Source organism: Streptomyces hundungensis (assembly GCF_003627815.1).
Classification (GTDB): Bacteria; Actinomycetota; Actinomycetes; order Streptomycetales; family Streptomycetaceae; genus Streptomyces; species Streptomyces hundungensis_A.
Genome location: NZ_CP032698.1, coordinates 7,926,822 through 7,945,667 on the forward strand (window position 1 = coordinate 7,926,822; position 18,846 = coordinate 7,945,667).

An 18,846-nucleotide genomic window follows, 5' to 3' on the forward strand; every position below is an offset into this window, starting at 1 on the left:
CGTTTCACGGTTCGAGGGTGCCGACGAACCGGTACTGGTTGCCCTCGTCGCCGCGCGTCGTGGGCGGACCCAGCTCGACCAGGGCCATCGACCGGTCGGACGGCTCGCCGGTGTCCGGCGCGAAGGCGATCTCACCGCTGACACCACGCACCTTGTAGGTGCCGTTGGTCTGGCCGAGCAGGTCGAGGACCGTGCTGGGAGTGATCTTGTCCGGGCCGTAGGTGTCCATCGCGCGGCGGGCGGCTATGCCGATCGTGTAGACCGCGTCGTGGCCCACCATGGCCTGCCCGTTGTTGAGTGCCCCCGCGCTCCCGCTCCGCAGGTCGAGGAAGCGGCGCTGGAAGTCGGGGAACGGGCCCCGCTCCTGGCCGCCGTACATCTGCGCGGAGGCATCGGGGTGGGCGTACGCGGTGTAGTACGCCTTGAGGCCGCTGGCGTTCCAGCGCCGCCCAAGCTCCGCCAGCTCGGCCGTCCCGGACGCGCGGCTGGTGTCGAAGTACAGGCCGACCGCGCTGGACCCGGACAGCACACGTACGGGACAACTGCGCCGGTTCTCGCCCGCCGCTTCGATGAAGCTGCGCAATTCCCGCCCCCGCGCCGCGAAATAGACGCCGTCCGGGGTGGCCCCGGTGACGCAGATCTTCTCCGCGACCACCCGTAGCGCGTTGCCGCCGCCCGGCGCCGCCCCGGAGGTGAACGGGACCACCGTCTCGACCTTGAGCCCGACCCGCTGGGCGGCCGCCATGAACCCGCTGTACAGGGAGGCGTTGTAGATGTCCCCCGCCTTGTTGTCCTTGATGACCTGGAGCCGGTATCCGGGGTGCTTGTCCTGCTGCTCCTTGAAGTAGCGGGCCGCCGCGGCGGCCTGCGCATCGGCGGGAAAGGACACCCGGAAGAAGCCGGGTGCCTTGGACCTCATCTCGTCCCCGGCCACCGTCGCCCCCACGATCGGCACCCCGGCCGTCCGTAGTTTGTCGACCGCGGCCAGCGTGCGGGCGTTGCTCTGCCCTATCCCGGCGACCGCGACGAGACGCTGCTCGTCCTTCATCTTCAAAAGTTGCTCGACCACGTCATCGGCGTACGCGTCGTCGCGGCCGGTGTTGGCCAGGAGCAGCCGCACCCTCGGCAGGGTGCCGCGCTCGTTGTTGATCTCCTGCTGGGCTATGTGGGCGCCCGTCACCGCGAGCCGGGTGCCTTCGGGGCCCCGGTCCTCGGTACCGCCGGACATCGACTCCAGGTAGGCGATGGTCACGGACTTCTCGCCGGACTTCTCGACCTTGCGGTTCTCGTCCCGTATCCGGCCGCTGATGTCGCCCAGCGCGGGAAAGGCGAACGAGCCGTCGCTCACCCCGACACACTCGCCGCCGGCCCGTTTGACGACGCCCGGCGCGCAGTCGGTGTCCGGCTCGAAGGCCTTGAAGAGGACGACGGCGATCAGTACCACGCACACCGCGCCCAGCGCCGACCACAGGACCTTGTGGCTCGGAGGCCGGGGAAGATCGATCGTCGTACGGCTCATCACCAGGGCTCCTCCTTGTACTGCTGAGCCTTGTCCTGGAGCACGTTCGCCCAGGCCACGCGCTCGGTGTGCGCGGCGGCGAGGGTGTGGTACCGCGCGTAGACCTCCCCGAAGAGCGAGGCGTACGGATCGCCCAGCGGGTCCCGGTAGGGGTCCCCGACCCGGTCCGTGGCGGGGTCGTCGGCCGGTTCCGGCGCTATCCAACTCGCCGCGAGGAGACGGGTGATGGTGCGCAGCCGCGGCACGGTGTCCTCCCGCAGATGCCGCACGAGAGCCTCGTACTGCTCCCAGGGCTCACTGCCCGGACCGCTGAGTGCGGCCGGCAGCGGTGCGCGGCGCAACCTGCACAGCGCGGCACACCACTGCTCAGGGGTGTCCTGCTCGAAGATCGCGTCCAGATGGGCCGCGGCCGCCGCGAGATCACCGCAGGCCAGCGCATGATAGGCGGCCAACCCCGGCTCCCCCCTGGCCTCGGCCTCCGCGCGCAACCCGGCGTGCAGCGCGGCCGGATCCTCCAGGGCGCTCAACAGCAGGCGGCGCAAGAACGGGTGCGGGGTGCCCGGGGGGCCGTCGGCGAGCGGATCGCCGGTGTCGATGTGCATCGTGCGCAGCCGGTCCCTGGCGAACGCCCGGAATTCCTGGCCCAGATGGGCCGCAGCCTCGGCCTCGGCCTGCAACCAGTGGGCGACCACGGCCTGCGCCAGGTCCGGCGCGGCCGCGGCCCGGGCAAGCGCCGGACGCAGCCCTTGGGGCGGGTCGATGGGCAGCAGCCGCTCCCGCAGGCCGTGGACCAGTTCCGCCGAGGGTTTCAGTCCCCGGCGCAGCCGCTCCTCCCAGGGCGCCGAGGGCTCGAAGCCGTGCAGCGCACCGAGGACACGGGCGGTCGCCGCGGGCTGCCCCCGCGTGATCTCGTACACCGCCCAACCCAGCCAGCGCGCCCCGGCGTTGCCGCGGGGCGGGGGCGCGGCCGTCGACTGGAAGACTTCCTTGGCCTGCTGGTCCACCTCATTGCGCGTCAGGTCGCGCAGCCGTCCCACCCGCAGCCCCGCCGTCACCTCCTGCGGATCGAAGGCGGTGCCGGCGCCCCACGCCCCCGGGTAGCCGTCGGCGGCGTACTGCCATCCGAAGTCGACGTCCTGGAGCGCCCGCGGATAGCTGCCCGCCATGGCGAGGACCACCAGCGGGTCACGGTCGGAGCCGCGGCGCTCCTGGACCAGGAGGCGCAGTACCTCGCCGCCGAGCTGGTTGTCGGCGTTGTCCAAAAGGACCAGACAGCGGACCGCCCAGTCCTTCCGGACGTAACAGCGCCGCAGTTCCTGGAGGAAGACCCCGCACACGATCCGTTCGGTCACGGCCCGGTCCTCGGCGGAGGCGGAGTGGTACGCGAGATTGAGCTCGACCAGGATGTCCAGGGCCGAGGTGACCGCCGAGGCCCGCCGGATCCTGGACAGACGGCGCAGCACCTGACCGTGGCGCAGGACCCGTTCGATGGTCGGCAGGACCCTGAAGACCTCCATGAACGGCGACGGCAACCCCGCCAGCGTCCCCGCGGTCTGCCCGACCTGCACGACGTGCGGCAGCCAGTGGGAGGGCGGCCCGGCGAGCGCCTGACTCAGCTGACGGCGCGCCACCGCCCGGTCCTGGCAGTCGAGTTCGAGCGCGAGCGCCGCGCACATCAGACGGAAGGCGGGCAGGGAGATGTGCGGCACGTGCTTCTTGCGCGGTTCGAGGTCGTACGCCACGGCCTTGAGCACATCCACCGGACCCTGGTCGTGCCGGGCCAGCTCCGCGAGGTCGAGCCGGGCCACCGCACCGGCCGCGGCCCACTGCCCGATCGCCCGCAGCAGGGTCGTCTTGCCGCTCCCGCGCGGGCCGAGCAGCAAGGTGACGGGCAACTGCTCGCCGGCCACGCCGCCCGTTCCGGGCAGCAGCAACGACTCGGTGTAACTCTGCACCGACCGGTCGCGCTCGGACTCACCCGCCCAGTCCTGCGGCATCGGCCCCCCTGGGGATGGGTGCCACCCCGCTGTGGCACCAGCGAAGGGACAATACATCCGGGACACACGTGGGTTGCAACCCCTCTACGGACTAACCGGACATACACCCTCCCGGGCCGAAGGGGCCATACCCACGACCGGGCGCGCCGAGCAACTCTGTTACGCGCCAAGCGAGTTGCGCGGCCCGGCGGCCCGGCGACCCGGCGATCCGTCCCCTCCGCCTCACGGAACTTTCATCCAAGACAGGGCCGCCGAAGTCGAGGACTGTAGAGGCATGCGCAGCCACGAGATGGAGCAGGACCCCGCGGACCACGACGCCGAGGACGGCTGGGAGGTGGCCCACCCCCTGGGCGGGACAACGCTCGGCGGCGTCCGGATGGCGGGATTCCGCGACCGGATCGCCGTCGGCCTGGACAAGCGGGTGTTCGCGCAGCCTTCCGTGGTCGTCGTCATCGGGCTCGGGGACACCCCGTTCACGGTCGAGGACGAGCGCGGGGCGCAGCCCCTGACCAGCTTCGCCGCCACCCTGGCGCCCGGCCCCGCACGGGTGCGGGGTGAGCGCGTCGAATGCATCGAGATGCGCTTGTCACCCCCGGCCGCCTACGCACTGCTCGGCGTGGCCCCGAGTGACCTCACGCGGCCCGTGATCAGCCTGGAAGATGTGTGGGGCCGTCAAGAACGGCGCCTGCGCGAGCAGTTGGCCGAGGGCGCGACGTGGCAGGAACGGCTCGCCCTGGTGGACGAGTTCCTCTTGCGGCGGGCCGCGCGGGCGCCGGCGATGACGTTCGAGGTGGCAGCGGTCTGGGACCACATCGTGGCCCGCCGGGGCCAGGTACGGGTGGCTGAATTGGCGGAGTCGTGTGGCTGGAGCCGCAAGCAGTTGTGGTCCAGGTTCAGCGCCCAGATCGGACTCACCCCCAAGCGCGCGGCCATGCTGGTCCGCTTCGACCACGCGGCCCGCGCCCTACGGGCCGGCGAGAACGCCATCGATGTGGCTCTGACATGCGGATACGTCGATCAGGCCCACCTCCATCGCGATGTACTGGCCTTCGCCGGCTGCACGCCGAGGACCCTCGCGGCGGGGCCGCGCCGCGAGGGCGGAGGCTTCTGACCAACCAGACACCAGAGAGAAGAGACAACCGTGACCTCTACAGATGTCCGCTCAACCGACATGGACGCCCGGAGCCTGATCATCCGGACGGCCTTCGGGAGCATGGCCGCGCAGACGCTGCGCGCGGCGGTGCGGCTGAAGGTGGTCGAGCTGATCGGCGACACCCCGCGCCGGGCCGACGACGTCGCGGCCGAGGCGGGAGCCCAACCACAGCCCATGGCCCGCCTGTTGCGAGCCCTCGCCGGCCTCGGCGTGCTGAAGGAACACGCCCCGGGTTCCTTCTCGGTGACGCAGGCGGGCAGGTTCCTCGACTCTGCCCGCCCCGACTCCCTGGCGACCTTCGTGCGGGTGTTCACCGACCCCGTCGCCACGCGTGCCTGGGAACATCTGGACATCAGCGTCCGGACGGGCGACGTCGCGTTCGACGAGGTCTTCGGCTCGGACTTCTTCAGCCATCTCTCCCGGCACCCCGGGCTGTCGCAGGCGTTCAACACCGCGATGAGCCAAGCCACTTCGGTGGTCGCCGCCACACTTCCGTACGCCTTCGACTTCGCCCGCTTCACCTCCGTCACCGACGTCGGTGGTGGAGACGGGACCCTGCTGGCCGCCGTCCTCGACGCGCATCCGGCGCTCACGGGGGTCGTCCACGACACGGCGGAGGGCCTGGCGCAGACACCGCAGACGTTGCGGCGCCACGGGCTCACGGGCCGCTGCACGCCGATCGCCGGGGACTTCTTCCACTCCGTCCCGAAAGGCTCGGACCTCTACCTCATCAAGAGCGTCCTGCATGACTGGAGCGACGCCCAGGTGGTGACGATCCTGGGCAACTGCCGCGCGGTCCTGCCGCCGGGAGGACGCGTCCTGATAGTGGAGCCCGTACTTCCCGAGGCCGTCGACCCCGACCCGGAAGCCCCGGGCGCCGACGGCGTCACGTGGCTGAGCGACCTCAACATGCTGGTGAACGTGGGCGGCAGGGAACGCACACGCGGTGACTTCGAGGAGGTGTGCCACAGGGCGGGCCTGTCCCTCACCTCAGCCACCCCCTTGCGCGAGGCCGCACCGTACTGGCTCATCGAAGCCGTCGCCGACTGAACCGACGCGGGACGCGGCCCGCGCTGCTTGGTTGCTAGTTGGGGCCCCCTTGAGCAAGCGCTCAAACTCGGCTACCTTCCACTTGAGCGAACGCTCAAAGGGCAGGCCGGGGGGACGAACGCATGGGCGGGCTGTATGTGGAGGCCCTGATCGACGTCGACTTGGACGTGCTCTGGGAGCGGACCCAGGACCCTGCCCAGCATCAGTCCTGGGATCTGCGGTTCACCTCCATCTCCTATCTGCCCCGCGCCGAAGGGGCTCCGCAGCGCTTTCGCTATGCGACCCGGCTGCTGCCCTTCCTGTGGGTCGCCGGCACAGGAGTCAGCGCGGGGGAGCGGCAGCGGCCGGACGGTACACGCGTGTCGGCCCTGCGGTTCGCCTCCGCGCATCCGCTGTCGCTGCTCCGCGAAGGAAGCGGCTACTGGCGTTACATTCCCGGGCCCGACGGGATCCGCTTCCTCACCGGCTACGACTACCGTCCGCGCTGGGGGAGTTGGGGGGCCTTGCTCGACCGGCTGGTCTTCCGGCCGCTCATGGGATGGGCCACCGCCTGGTCCTTCGACCGGCTGCGGCTGTGGTGCGAACGCGGGACTCGTCCGCGCGCCGCACTCGCCCACGCCCTCGGGGAATGCGGCCTGCGCCTCGCGCTGGTGCTTGCCGTTCTGCTGGCGTCCCCCGTCGTCCCCCTCGTCCTCGGGCCGCTCGCAGCCGTCCTCGCGGTCCTGCTTCCCCCGCTGCCCGGCACCCCCGCCGCACGCCGCTGCCTGCGTACACCGCCGGGGCGCACACGTGACCCCCGTCTGCTCACCACTCTGGAGCCCGCGTGACCTCGATATTTCAGCAGCACATGGGCGCCGACTTCGGCCGGCTGCACCCCGAGATCCGTCGACGCTTCTCCGTCGGGCTCGATAGTGGCGAAGCCTGTGTGGGGCGCGGGACGATGGCCCGGATCAGCCACGGGGCGCGGTTCGTCAAGCCGTTCCTCCGGCTGGGCGGGACGCGCAACATCCTCGTCCCGCGCGAAGGCCGTGACGTCCCCTTCGTCATCGAGAACTTTCCGTACGTGGACTCCTTCGGGAGGGAGACGGTCACCTTCGTCCGGACCTTCCACCTGCCCGACCGGCCCCACCGTTTCGACGCCACCATGGTCCTCAGCGCTGAGCGCGACTGCGTGCTCGACTATCTCGGCACCCATCAACACCTCGCCAGCGACCTCTACTTGAGGGCCGAACCCGACGGCTCGCTCCTCATCCGTTCCGGCGAGCACCGCTTCCGCGAGGGGCCCGTCGACGTTCGCGTACCGTCCCTGATCGGAGGCGAAGCCGAAGTGCGGGAGTCGTTCGACGAGGAGAGCGGACGCTTCCGGATCCGCGTGACGGTGACCAACCGGCACTTCGGCTTCCTCTTCGGCTACGAGGGCTCGTTCACCGCCGAATACGTCGATGTGAGCACCCAAGGGCCCCGCGCCGACCTGCTGCCCCTGCGCGAAGAGGCCCGCGCGTGAGCGCGCCCGGGGTGCCCGGGGTACCCGAGGTGCCCGAGGTGCCCGACGCGGCCGGTACGTCCGGTAAGCCTGGCGCGTCCGGCGGCGCCACCCGGCTCAAACTCCTCGAAGGCGCTCTGCGGACCGTGGTCGAGCAGGGCATCGCCAAGACGTCGGCCCGCTCCATCGCGACCACCGCCGGAGTCAACCAGGCGCTGATCTTCTACCATTTCGGTTCCGTCGACGAGCTCCTCGCCGCGGCCTGTGCGCACGGCGCCGAGCAGCGTGTCTGCCGCTACCGCGACCGGCTCGCCGCGATGGAGTCGCTCACGGAACTCCTCGCCTTCGCCCGTGCGATGCACGCCGAGGAGCGTGCCGCCGGACAGGTGGCGGTCCTGGGGCAGTTGCTCGCCGCCGGCCAGACCGCGCCGGCTCTCGCGCGGGCTACCGCTGCCGGGCTCGCGCTGTGGATCGAGGAGCTGGAGACCGTCCTGACCCGGCTGCTCACCGCGACCCCCGTGGCCGCCTTCGTCGACCCCGCAGGTCTTGCCCGCGCGGCGGCCGCTTCCTTCGTCGGCATCGAGCTCTACGAGGGCGTCGATGCCGAGGGCGCCGACCGCGCCTTGGACGCGCTGGAACAACTCGCCGTCCTGGCCCAGGCTTTGGAAGGCCTCGGTCCGCTCTCCCAGCGGGCGGTCACCCACAAGTTGCGCCGCAGCGCCAAGGGCTGATGCGGCGGGCGACCCACGGGGCTGGGCCGCGCGAGCCCACACGCCGTGCCCCCCTCATGCCCGCGCCCTGTCCCCACGCGGCCAAGTGGCGCGTGGGGACAGGGCGTTGATGGGGTCAGAGCCACTCCGCGTCCGGGCCTGCCCTCTTCGTATCAGGGTGTGACGTGAAGCGGGAGCGAGGCCGCTCATATCAGGGTGGGACGTGAGGCTGGAGCGGGGCCGCTCGTGGGCGCCTTGTTCAGTCGCCTTCCGGCGCCGGCGTCTCCGCGAGCTCGTTCGCCGTGAAGTCGCGCAGCCAGTCACGGAAGTCCGGCCCCAGGTCCTCGCGTTCGCAGGCGAGCCTGACGATGGCACGCAGGTAGTCGCCGCGGTCGCCCGTGTCGTAGCGGCGGCCGTCGAAGACGACACCGTGGACGGGGCCGCCGTCGTTCACCCGGGCCGCCATCTCCCGCAGGGCGTCGGTGAGTTGGATTTCGCCGCCGCGGCCCGGAGGGGTCTTTCTGAGAACGTCGAAAATGGCGGGATCCAGCACATACCGACCGATGATCGCGTACGTGGAGGGGGCCTCTCCCTGGTCGGGCTTCTCGACGAGATCCGTGACGCGGACGATGTCCTCATCGGCGGTGGCCTGGACGGCGGCGCAGCCGTAGAGGTGGATCTGCGCGGCGTCGACCTCCATGAGCGCGACGACGCTGCCGCCGAAACGCTCCTGGACCTCGATCATGCGGGACAGCAGCGGATCGCGCGGGTCGATGAGGTCGTCACCGAGCAGCACGGCGAACGGCTGGTCGCCGACGTGCGGCTCGGCGCAGAGCACCGCGTGGCCGAGCCCCTTGGGGTCGCCCTGGCGGACGTAGTGCAGGGTGGCGAGTTCGCTGGACTCCCGGACCCGGGCGAGACGGGAGTCGTCGCCCTTGCGGATGAGCGCCTCTTCGAGCTCGTAGTTGCGGTCGAAGTGGTCTTCCAGGGCACGCTTGTTGCGGCCGGTGATCATCAGGACGTCGGAGAGGTTGGCCGCGCGGGCCTCCTCGACGACGTACTGGATGGCCGGCTTGTCCACCACCGGCAGCATTTCCTTGGGCGTGGCCTTGGTCGCGGGCAGGAACCGGGTTCCGAGTCCGGCCGCGGGGATCACGGCCTTGGTGACCGTGCGGGGCCGGGGGGTGTCTGACATGGCGGTGCGGATTTCTTTCTGTGGATTCAGGGGGCCGGGCCTGCGCGTCACCGTGCGGCGGTGACGTTCTCGTGCGGGTCCGTCGCCGAGGTGTCGGGGGACGGCGCCACCACCGGTGAGACCGGGGGACGGGCGTCCGTCTCGTGTGCGGCGACCGCGGCCGCCGCACGACGGCGTGCCACATAGCCCGCCGCGATGAGCACCACCGCGATGGTCCCGGACAGCGCCGGCCAGTACACGTAACGGAAGTTGGACTGGGGCGCCGTGGGAACGTACGCGAGGATGTACAGCAGGGAGCTGGCTCCCAGCAGGCGCAGCTCGCGCGAGTACGGGCCGATCCAGCGGCGGCGCAGCACGAGCACCAGGGAGACGGCCAGCCAGAACCAGCCCTGGAAGAGCATCGGCAGGTCGCGGGTGAAGCCGGTCACATAGCTCTGGAGGGTGTACTTGAGCGGCTCGCTGACCGGCGCGTCCTTGAGCGGGGCGATCTTGGTCACGGAGCCGTCGTAGAAGGCCAGGTTGCCCTGGAAGAGGAGCTTGGCGAACACCTGGCCCCGGTAGGCGGCGTAGCCCTTCCAGTGCTTGGGCATCTCGTTGGTCCACATGGTGACCAGGACGTCGGCGTTGCGGCCCAGCTCCGTGGGGCCCTGCGACGGGTCCCTCGGGTAGCAGTTGAAGTAGACGTCGGCCGGGATGTGCCGACGCTGACACTCCATGGTGGTGGTGACCAGGCGGTTGCGGAAGTCCGCGCTCGCACCGGCCTTCTCGGCGGCCGCGCGCACCTGGCTCGGGGTCAGGACGTGGGTGAGGTCGTCCAGCGGGATCTGTGCGTACTGGCGGGTGGCGACCGGGCTGGTGGCCGCCGACACGCCGACGCTGCCGACGGCGGTGACGGCGAGCAGCACGCCGGTGGCGGCCAGCCAGCGGCGCCGGCCCGGGGACGGCCACACGGCCATGACGAGCAGCACGAAGACGGGGATAACGGCCGGGAAGCCGTTCTTGCGCACCAGGACGGCGTAGGCGAGGAACAGCACGCCGAGCACGAGCAGCGCCCAGCGGGTCTTGGTCCGGCCGGCGGGCAGCTCCCGTGCGGTGAGCGCCACGGCGAGGACGGCGAGCAGGGCGTACGCCATGTGTACGTCCTTCCACACCACCCCGGTGAAGGTCAGGATGTGCGGGGCGAGGCCCACGGCGAGCGTGGCGAGGGACAGCGCACGGCTGCCGGTCTTCTTCCACAGCAGCCGGGCCAGCACCCACAACGTCGCCCACAGGACGGCGGTCTGGAGGGCCGCCATGGCCGAGATGGCGCCGGTGCTGTCGATGAGGATCCGCCACAGCAGGGCCATCACCGGCGGATGCCAGTCGGTCACCGGCCGGTCGCCGAGCGCCTGCATCAGCTGGTCGACGCTGTCCGCGCTCAGGTACCCGGGGTGGAAGGCGGTGTTCACCGCGAGGGCACAGACCGTCGCGATCGCGGCCAGGCACCACGGCCAGAGCTCGCCGCGCCGCCAGGCGCCGCGCAGTGTAGTGGTCCACCGATCGACGGTTCCGGGCACTTGTGCGGAGTCCTTTCCGGGATGACTGAAGACGAGGTTGCGGTAGGCGACGAAGCGCAGCAGGGTCGCCGCCGCCCAGCCGACGAGGCGGGCCACGTTGTCACTCAACGGCGAGCCGAGGCCGAGCAGTTGGTGGGAGACGAAGATGGGGACGGCGGTGACCGCCATGCCCGCCAGGTTGATGGCGAGGAACCAGATGAGTTCACCGCGCTGGGCGCCGCCGCGCCGGTCCCGATAGGTCCAGTAGCGGTTGCCGAACCAGCTGACGGCCATCGCGAGCAGCGTGGCCACGACGGAGGCCAGCACGGGCGCGCCGCCCAAGGGCCCGCCTCCCGTGGCGGAGGAACCGAAGATCAGGAGGTTGAAGCTCGCGGTCTCCACCACGAACGCGAGAGCGCCGACGATGCCGAAGGCCGCGACCTCCCGCCAGATCTTGCGTACCCAGACGGGCACGCGTCGGCCCCAGGCCGTCGATTGCAGCATGGCTGAAACGTAAGGGCATGGAGGGCATGTGAACAAATAGAGATAGGATCCGGACACCCAGGAGTAAGAACCATGTCAGTTTCAGTACCTTAGCGAGGGCCCCCGATGAATCCGGCGATTGCGTGTGTCGTTCCCTGCTACAACGAAGAGGCGGCCATCGGCAAGGTCGTTCACGACCTGCGCGCGTCCCTCCCCGAGGCTGTCATCTATGTGTACGACAACGCGTCCACGGACAACACGGTGGCCGAGGCCCTGAAGGCAGGCGCTGTCGTCCGGCATGAGCCCCGCAAGGGCAAGGGCAACGTCATCCGCCGCGCCTTCGCCGACATCGAGGCCGACGCCCTCCTCATCATCGACGGCGACGACACCTACGACGCGTCGCGCGCCCGCGAGATGGTCGAACTGCTTTTCGAGGGCCCGTACGACCAGGTGGTCGGCGCTCGACGGGAGATAGTCGACACCGCTTACCGGGCCGGCCACGCCGTCGGGAACAAGATGCTCACCGGCACCGTGCGCTCGCTGTTCGGCAACGACGTCAGCGACATGCTCAGCGGCTACCGCGTCTTCTCGCGCCGCTACATCAAGTCCTTCCCCGCGCTGTCGCACGAGTTCGAGACCGAGACCGAGATGACGGTGCACGCCCTCAGCCTGCGGCTGCCCACCGCCGAGATGGAGGTCGACTTCAAGGACCGCCCGGCCGGCAGTGTCAGCAAGCTGCGCACCTACCGCGACGGCTGGCGCATCCTGAAGCTCATCCTGGGCCTCGCCCGCCGCCAGCGCCCCTCGCTGTTCCACTCCGTCGTCGCCGGCCTCCTCACGCTCGTCTCCCTCGCCCTGGGCGTGCCGCTGATCAGCGAGTTCATCCGGACCGGGACGGTGCCGCGGCTTCCCACCGCCGTGCTGGCCGCCGCGATCATGATCATCGCGGTGCTGGTGCTGCTCGTCGGGTACATCCTGGAGTCGTTCATGCACATGCGGCAGGAGCAGGCGCGCCTCGCCCACCTGAGGTACCCGGCGCCCACCCGCGACACGGACTTCGTGCCGGACATGCTCCAGGACGCCAAGAAGGCCTGACACACCACGCCTCGCGAGCGACGATCCGCCCGGTGCCTCGGCGCACCGGGCGGATCTTTGTTGTGGGGCGCCGGTAACCCGTCCGGCGGTACGCGGCGCGGTGGACCCGGTGCGCCGATCGGGTCCCGGAACCGCGGGCGCGGCGGCTCACGCCGTACAGGGCCGTGGGCCGCCGCGCCGAATCTCAGAGTGCCGGGTCGGCGTTCTTGAGAAGCTCCTGGAACTGGGCCGAGAACCAGTGGCCCGCCAGCGGAGCGTTGCCCAGGGCGCCCGACATGCTGTTGCCGTTGCGGACGTTGCCGGTGTACGTGGGGTCACACATTCGGTCGAACCCCTTGCCCTCGTTGTTCGGGATCGCCGAACTGGCTCCGTCGGACTCGCCCGGAGGCTTCACCCACAGGTACGCGTCGATGCCCGGCTCGGGCGCCGCCTTCGGCCGTTCACCCAGCCCCGCCCCGGCCTGGTTGCACCAGTTGCCCAGGTGGATGCGGCGGTCGGTGCGGCTGCCGTTGACATAGGCGTCCACGCTCGTCTTCGCGGCGGGCCCGCTCGGGCGTGCGGCGCCGCCCCAGCCGTTGCGGGAGGTGTCGATCACCATGCCGATGCCGGGACTGAACCCGGCCGTCACCAGCCGCGAGCGGAACGCCTGCGCGTACGACAGCTCGTCGACGTACCGGTTCCAGTCCACCCACTTCGACTGGCGCACCGACGTGCCGTTCACGGAATCGTCGATCGAGTAGTAAGGCTCCTTCAGTGCCCCGTAGTTGGCGGTGTTGCTGATGAAGCCGGTGACGTACTCCAGCTTCGAACCGGACGCCTGCGCGGCCTGGGCGAGCAGATCGGCCGTCGCGCCGAAGTTGTCGTCCCAGCCGAGCCAGCCGTGGTGGCCGACGTCGATGTAGTTGTAGACGTTGGAGATCGGCCCGAACTTCGACAGCGCGTATCCGACGCCGTTCACATAGTTGCCGTTGGCCTTCATGGTGTCGCAGGCCGGGGTGGCGGTGGGGCGGCCACCGGAGTTGGTCACCAGGTTGGGCAGCGAGTCGATCTCCACGACCGTGGTGATGCGCAGCGAGGCGTACTTGGGGTCGGCGAAGATCGTGGCTATGGGATCGATGAACTGGCTCTTGTACCGGTCGAGTTCGGTCGGCCCCAGCTCTCCGTTGGAGGCCAGCGCGGAGCAGTCGCGGCCCGGCAGGTCGTAGATGACGAAGTTGATGGCCAGTGGCTGGCCGCCCGCCTGCCGCAGCGCCTCGTCGAGGTGGGCGCGTACGCCCATGCCGCCGTCCACGCCGTTGATGGCGGCGATCCGGTCGAGCCAGACGGAGGTCGAGGTGTTGGCGACGGCGCTGCCGCCCGGCTCGGCCGCGGCCTTCGCTTTCCACTCAGGGTTGACGTACAGCTTGGCGCCCGCGAACGGGTTGTCCGCCTTGCCGCCGCTGGGCGGTGGGGTCGTCGTCGGCGAAGGGCTGGGCGAGCCGGTGGGGGAGGGGGCGCCCGGGCCGGTGCAGGCCGTGCCGTTGACGGCGAAGGCGGTCGGGGCCGTGTTGGTGCCGCTGTAGGTGAACTGACCACCGGGGGAGACCGAGCCGCCGGGCGCGATCGTCCTGTTCCAGTCGAGGTTCTTGACCGTCACGGTCCTGCCCGACTGCGACCAGGCGCCGTTCCAGCCGCTGGAGAGCTGCTGGTTGCCGGAGTAGTCGTAGGTCAGTGCCCAGCCATCGATCGCCGACGTGCCGGCGTTGCTGACCGTGACCGTGGCGGTGAAGCCCGAACCCCAGTCGTTGGTCTGGTAGTTGACGCTACAGCCGAGGCTCGCGGCCTGCGCTCCGGTCGGCAGGACCGCGGCCATACCGGCGGCGGCGACCAGGACCGTGCAGGCGGAGAGCAGAGCGGTGCGTCGGGATGACGCGGGTGTCGTGCGGCTCATGCGATGTCCTCTCGGGGGATCGAACGCTGGTGGAACAGGGGGTTTCAGGAGGAGGTCAGGGCGCGCAGATGGTCGCGCAGGCCGGCGCCGTACGGGGTCGCGGTGCCGTCGTAGGAGGTGATCAGGGCCGGGCCCGCCGAACAGTCCCAGGTGTTCCAGGTCCAGCCCAGATAGGAGGCGCCCCGCGCGTCCAGCCAGGCCATGGCGCGGTCGATGTAGGAGTGGCCGCAGTCGTTCTCGCCGATCTCGCCCGCCACCAGCGGCACCCGGGCCAGGACGGGCGCGAGGGTCGAGCTCCAACAGGACTCCACCGCACAGGAGTTGAAGTTGTATCCGTGCCAGGCCGCGCCCAGGTTCCCCGTCGGATCGTGCGGCTGGTAGGTCAGCCACTGGCTCAGGTCGTTGGCGTACGCGAGGCCGCCCGCCAGCACCGGATTGGTGGCGCCCGTGCCACGCACCGCGTCCAGCAGGTCCTGCATGCCCGCCACCTCGTACCCGATGCCGGGGCAGGCGCCGCCGTCGCGCCAGCAGCGCCAGGCCGCGGCCGTGTCCGAGGTCGCGCGGTCCGGATAGGGCTCGTTGAACAGGTCGAAGACCACGGCGGGGTCGCTCTTGAAGGTGCCGGCGACACCGGACCAGAAGGCCGGCGCGTACTGGGCGTCCGGCATCGGCTTCTGGCAGGTGGCGTGGACGTCCGGGCAGGCCGAGGAGTTCCCCGTGTACACGCCGTGGCTCCAGTGCAGTTCGACGAGGGGGGTCATGCCGTGCGCCTCGACGCGCCGCACCAGACCCTGCACGGCGGCAATGTAATCGGCCCCGCCGTACGGGGACTTGACGTTGTCCAGGCCCAGCCAGCACTCCTCGTTGAGCGGGATGCGCACCGTGTTGGCACCCCAGTCGGCGATCGCCTTGATGGCGGCGTCGTCGACCGGGCCGTCGAAGATGCCGTAGCCCTGGACACACAGGAACTCGCCACCCGAGCGGTTCACGCCGAGCAGCCGCCGGGTCGCCCCCGACGCGTCGACCAGCTGGTTGCCGGACACCTTGAGTGCGGGCGCGGCGCCGGAGCCCGGCGGCTGGGACGGTCCCGAACCGCCGTTGCACGCAACGCCGTTGAGCGTGAAGGACGTGGGTGCCGGGTTGGCGCCCGACCAGGAGGCGAGGAAGCCGAGCGTGACACCGGCGCCGGTGGCGAGCGTCCCGTTCCAGCTCTCGTTGGCGGCGCTGACCGACGCACCGGAGGTCTGGGACCACTGGGCGCCCCAGCCCTGGGTGAGTCTCTGCCCGGCCGGGAAGTCGAAGCCGAGTCGCCAACCACTCAGCGCGGCCGCGTTGTTGGTGACTTTGACACTGCCCTGGAACCCGGAGTCCCACTGGCCCGTCACGGAGTACTCCACCGTGCAGGCCGGGGCGGCCGCGGCCGCCGCGCGGGGCGAAGGCGACAGGAGACCGACGGCCAGGAGCAGACCGCCGAACAGCAGAACAAGGCGCGGGGGGTGTCGCATGAGCGACTCCTTGCAGCTCGGGCGTGCTGGACGCACGCCGACTGAATGGAACCGCTCCCACTGGTTGGTTCGGAGGTTAGCGCCCAACTCCCGTGTGTGCCAGGGGAGTTGTCGAAGTCTTCAATCGAGAGAATTCGTCGCGCCAATCGCGGAGTCACCCTTGACAGCTCCCCGCGCCTCCAGCACCTTGGGAGCGCTCCCACTGGTTCAAAGCTTGCGCACAGCACCGCCTCCCCCGTCGCCGAGCCGCTTGGAGTGACCCCCACATGCCTTCGCGCACCAGACCCCGGCGCGGCTTTCGCCGCCGGCTCCTCATGTACGCCACCGCGCTCTCGCTGCCCCTGGCGGCGAGCGTGGTCGAGGCCGTCCCCGCCGCTCACGCGGCCTCCGTGCAGTGCGGCGTCGACTACCAAACCAACGACTGGGGCTCCGGCTTCACCGCCGCCCTCACCCTCACCAACCGTGGCTCCGCCGCCATCGACGGTTGGACGCTGACGTACGCCTACGCCGGCAACCAGCAGCTGAGCAGCGGCTGGAGCGGCACCTGGGCCCAGACCGCGAAGACGGTCACGGTCAAGGCCGCCGACTGGAACAAGACCATCGCCGCGGGCGCCGCCGTCACCACCGGCGCCCAGTTCACCTACAGCGGCACCAACACGGCCCCGACCTCCTTCGCCGTCAACGGCACCCCCTGCACCGGCGCCCACCAGCCGCCGGTCACCGTGCTGACCAGCCCGGCGCCGGGCGCCACCTACACGGCGGGCGACCCGGTGCCGCTGGCCGCGACGGCGGCTGCCGCCGACGGCGCGTCCATCGCCAAGGTCGAGTTCTACAGCGACACCACCCTGCTCGGCACGGACACCACCGCGCCCTACGCCTTCTCCGCCACCGGGCTGGCGGCGGGGGACTACTCGGTGTATGCCAAGGCGTACGACAGCCTGGGCGCCTCGGCCGAGTCCGCGCCCGTCGGCATCCACGTCACCAGCGGACCCGCGGTGGTGGCCTCGCCCTCCCAACTCGCCGTCCAGCAAGGCAAATCGGCGACCTTCGACGTCAAGCTGTCCACCCAGCCGGCCACCAACGTGACGGTGACCACGGCCCGCGCCTCGGGCAACACCGGGCTCACCCTGACCTCCGGAGCGAGCCTGACCTTCACCCCGTCGAACTGGAACACCGCGCAAAAAGCGACGGTCACCGCCGACGCCACCGGCACCGGCGCGGCCGTGTTCGCGGCCACGGCCCCCGGCCACACCAAGGCCGAGGTCACCGCCACCGAGCTGGCCGCCGCCAAGACGTACGACGCACGCTTCCTCACCCTGTACGGGAAGATCACCGACCCGGCGAACGGCTACTTCTCGCCCAAGGGCATCCCGTACCACTCGGTGGAGACGCTGATCGTGGAGGCGCCCGACCAGGGGCACGAGACGACATCGGAGGCCTACAGCTATCTGATCTGGCTCCAGGCCATGTACGGCAAGGTGAGCGGGGACTGGTCCAAGTTCAACGGGGCCTGGGACATCATGGAGAAGTACATGATCCCCACCCACGCGGACCAGCCCACCACCTCCTTCTACAACCCCTCCAAGCCGGCCACCTACGCCCCTGAGGGTGACCTCCCCTCGCAGTACCCGGCGCAGCTCGACCCGTCGGTCCCGGTCGGGAACGACCCCATCGCGGGCGAGCTGAAGAGCGCGTACGGCACCGACGACATCTACGGCATGCACTGGCTGGAGGACGTGGACAACGTCTACGGCTATGGCAACGCGCCCGGCGCCTGCGAGTCCGGACCCGGCGCCGCGGGGCCGTCCTACATCAACACCTTCCAGCGCGGCCCCCAGGAGTCCGTCTGGGAAACCGTGCCCCAACCCACCTGTGACATCTTCAAGTACGGTGGAAAGAACGGGTACTTGGACCTGTTCACCAAGGATTCCTCGTACAGCAGACAGTGGAAGTACACCGACGCACCCGACGCCGACGCACGCGCCGTGCAGGCCGCCTACTGGGCGGATGTGTGGGCCAAGCAGCAGGGCAAGGGCGCCTCGGTGGGCGCGACCGTCGCCAAGGCGGCCAAGATGGGCGACTATCTGCGCTACGCCATGTACGACAAGTACTTCAAGCAGCAGGGCAACTGCGTCGGGCCGACCGCCTGCCCCGCCGGCAGCGGCAAGAACAGCTCCAGCTATCTGCTCTCCTGGTACTACGCCTGGGGCGGCGCCACCGACACCTCGGCGGGCTGGTCCTGGCGCATCGGCTCCAGCCATGTGCACGGCGGCTACCAGAACCCGCTGGCCGCGTGGGCGCTGAGCTCGAACGCCGACCTCAAGCCCAAGTCGGCCACGGGGGCGGCCGATTGGGGCACCAGCCTCAAGCGGCAGCTGGAGTTCTACCGCTGGCTCCAGTCCGACGAGGGCGCCATCGCGGGCGGCGCCACCAACAGCTGGCAGGGCAGATACGCGGCCCCTCCGGCCGGCACACCCACCTTCTACGGCATGTACTACGACGAGGCGCCCGTCTACCACGACCCGCCCTCCAATCAGTGGTTCGGCTTCCAGGCCTGGTCGATGGAGCGGGTCGCCGAGTACTACCAGCAGACGGGAGACACCGCCGCCAAGACCGTCCTCGACAAGTGGGTCACCTGGGCACTGTCCAAGACGACGGTGAACCCCGACGGCACCTACCGCATCCCCGCCACCCTCCAGTGGTCCGGCAAGCCCGAGACCTGGAACCCGGCCTCCCCGGGTGCCAACGCGGGCCTGCACGTCACCGTCGCCGACTACACCGACGACGTGGGAGTCGCCGCCGCCTTCGCCAAGACCCTCACCTACTACGGCGCCAAGTCCGGCAACACGGCGGCGAAGACGACGGCCAAGGCGCTGATCGACGGCATGTGGAACCACGACCAGGACGCCCTGGGCATCGCGGTCCCCGAAACCCGTACCGACTACAAGCGGTTCGCCGACCCGGTGTACGTACCGAGCGGCTGGACCGGCACCATGCCGGACGGCGACACCATCGACTCGGCCTCCACCTTCTCCTCGCTGCGCTCCTTCTACAAGAACGATCCGGCCTGGCCGAAGATCGAGGCCTACCTCGCGGGCGGCGCCGCCCCCGTCTTCACCTACCACCGGTTCTGGGCCCAGGCCGACATCGCGATGGCCATGGGCGCCTACGCGGAGCTGCTCGAATAGCGG

The 18,846-nt window shown here is 70.4% G+C and carries 13 protein-coding genes; 7 read left to right on the forward strand and 6 right to left on the reverse strand.

Features of this window, described 5'->3' with window-relative positions; all coding sequences use genetic code 11:
- Nucleotides 1-4: 4 nt before the first annotated feature.
- Together DWB77_RS35250 and DWB77_RS35255 are read right to left on the reverse strand one after the other, a co-directional pair.
- The gene (locus DWB77_RS35250) at nt 5-1,519 is read right to left on the reverse strand and encodes an ABC transporter substrate-binding protein (protein ID WP_120726573.1); all 1,515 of its coding nucleotides are present in this window, start codon (nt 1,517-1,519) and stop codon (nt 5-7) included.
- Complete coding sequence (locus tag DWB77_RS35255) at nt 1,519-3,516, reverse strand: ATP-binding protein (protein ID WP_120726575.1); 1,998 nt, start codon at nt 3,514-3,516, stop codon at nt 1,519-1,521. The genes DWB77_RS35250 and DWB77_RS35255 overlap by 1 nt, the downstream gene beginning before the upstream one ends.
- Before the next feature lie 274 nt (nt 3,517-3,790).
- Here DWB77_RS35255 and DWB77_RS35260 point away from each other — a divergent pair, with 274 nt between their 5' ends.
- The 5 genes from DWB77_RS35260 to DWB77_RS35280 all read left to right on the forward strand — a co-directional run bounded on the left by DWB77_RS35260 (nt 3,791) and on the right by DWB77_RS35280 (nt 7,933).
- Nucleotides 3,791-4,627: a helix-turn-helix domain-containing protein gene (locus tag DWB77_RS35260; protein ID WP_120726577.1), complete on the forward strand. Its 837-nt coding sequence runs from the start codon at nt 3,791-3,793 to the stop codon at nt 4,625-4,627.
- A gap of 60 nt (nt 4,628-4,687) precedes the next feature.
- Nucleotides 4,688-5,719, forward strand: a complete 1,032-nt coding sequence (locus tag DWB77_RS35265) for a methyltransferase (RefSeq protein WP_120726579.1) — start codon at nt 4,688-4,690, stop codon at nt 5,717-5,719.
- Between the two features lie 122 nt (nt 5,720-5,841).
- Nucleotides 5,842-6,546, forward strand: a complete 705-nt coding sequence (locus DWB77_RS35270; protein WP_120726581.1) for a hypothetical protein — start codon at nt 5,842-5,844, stop codon at nt 6,544-6,546.
- Nucleotides 6,543-7,223 carry a DUF4166 domain-containing protein gene (locus DWB77_RS35275; RefSeq protein ID WP_120726583.1) on the forward strand — a complete coding sequence of 227 codons (681 nt, stop codon included), beginning with the start codon at nt 6,543-6,545 and terminating at the stop codon, nt 7,221-7,223. Before DWB77_RS35270 ends, DWB77_RS35275 begins: the two co-directional genes overlap by 4 nt.
- 38 nt (nt 7,224-7,261) lie before the next feature.
- The gene (locus tag DWB77_RS35280) at nt 7,262-7,933 is read left to right on the forward strand and encodes a TetR/AcrR family transcriptional regulator (RefSeq protein WP_120728611.1); all 672 of its coding nucleotides are present in this window, start codon (nt 7,262-7,264) and stop codon (nt 7,931-7,933) included.
- A gap of 238 nt (nt 7,934-8,171) precedes the next feature.
- On the opposite strand, the gene galU is transcribed toward DWB77_RS35280, so the two are convergent.
- Both galU and DWB77_RS39070 read right to left on the reverse strand, forming a co-directional pair.
- Complete coding sequence (gene galU, locus DWB77_RS35285) at nt 8,172-9,107, reverse strand: UTP--glucose-1-phosphate uridylyltransferase GalU (protein ID WP_120726585.1); 936 nt, start codon at nt 9,105-9,107, stop codon at nt 8,172-8,174.
- 47 nt (nt 9,108-9,154) lie between these two features.
- Entirely contained in the window at nt 9,155-11,146 is a 1,992-nt protein-coding gene (locus DWB77_RS39070) for a GtrA family protein (protein ID WP_120726587.1), read from the reverse strand.
- A 105-nt stretch (nt 11,147-11,251) separates the two neighbouring features.
- Between DWB77_RS39070 and DWB77_RS35295 the strand changes: the two genes are divergently transcribed.
- Nucleotides 11,252-12,220 carry a glycosyltransferase family 2 protein gene (locus tag DWB77_RS35295; protein WP_120726589.1) on the forward strand — a complete coding sequence of 323 codons (969 nt, stop codon included), beginning with the start codon at nt 11,252-11,254 and terminating at the stop codon, nt 12,218-12,220.
- A 184-nt stretch (nt 12,221-12,404) separates the two neighbouring features.
- Here the strand turns inward: DWB77_RS35295 and DWB77_RS35300 are convergent, their stop codons facing one another.
- Both DWB77_RS35300 and DWB77_RS35305 read right to left on the reverse strand, forming a co-directional pair.
- Complete coding sequence (locus DWB77_RS35300; RefSeq protein ID WP_120726591.1) at nt 12,405-14,150, reverse strand: glycoside hydrolase family 6 protein; 1,746 nt, start codon at nt 14,148-14,150, stop codon at nt 12,405-12,407.
- Nucleotides 14,151-14,194: 44 nt separating this feature from the next.
- On the reverse strand, nt 14,195-15,655 hold the full coding sequence (locus tag DWB77_RS35305; RefSeq protein ID WP_120726593.1) for a cellulose binding domain-containing protein: 1,461 nt from the start codon (nt 15,653-15,655) through the stop codon (nt 14,195-14,197).
- 266 nt (nt 15,656-15,921) lie between these two features.
- Here DWB77_RS35305 and DWB77_RS35310 point away from each other — a divergent pair, with 266 nt between their 5' ends.
- Nucleotides 15,922-18,843, forward strand: a complete 2,922-nt coding sequence (locus tag DWB77_RS35310; RefSeq protein WP_174248668.1) for a glycoside hydrolase family 48 protein — start codon at nt 15,922-15,924, stop codon at nt 18,841-18,843.
- The last annotated feature ends 3 nt before the right edge of the window (nt 18,844-18,846 follow it).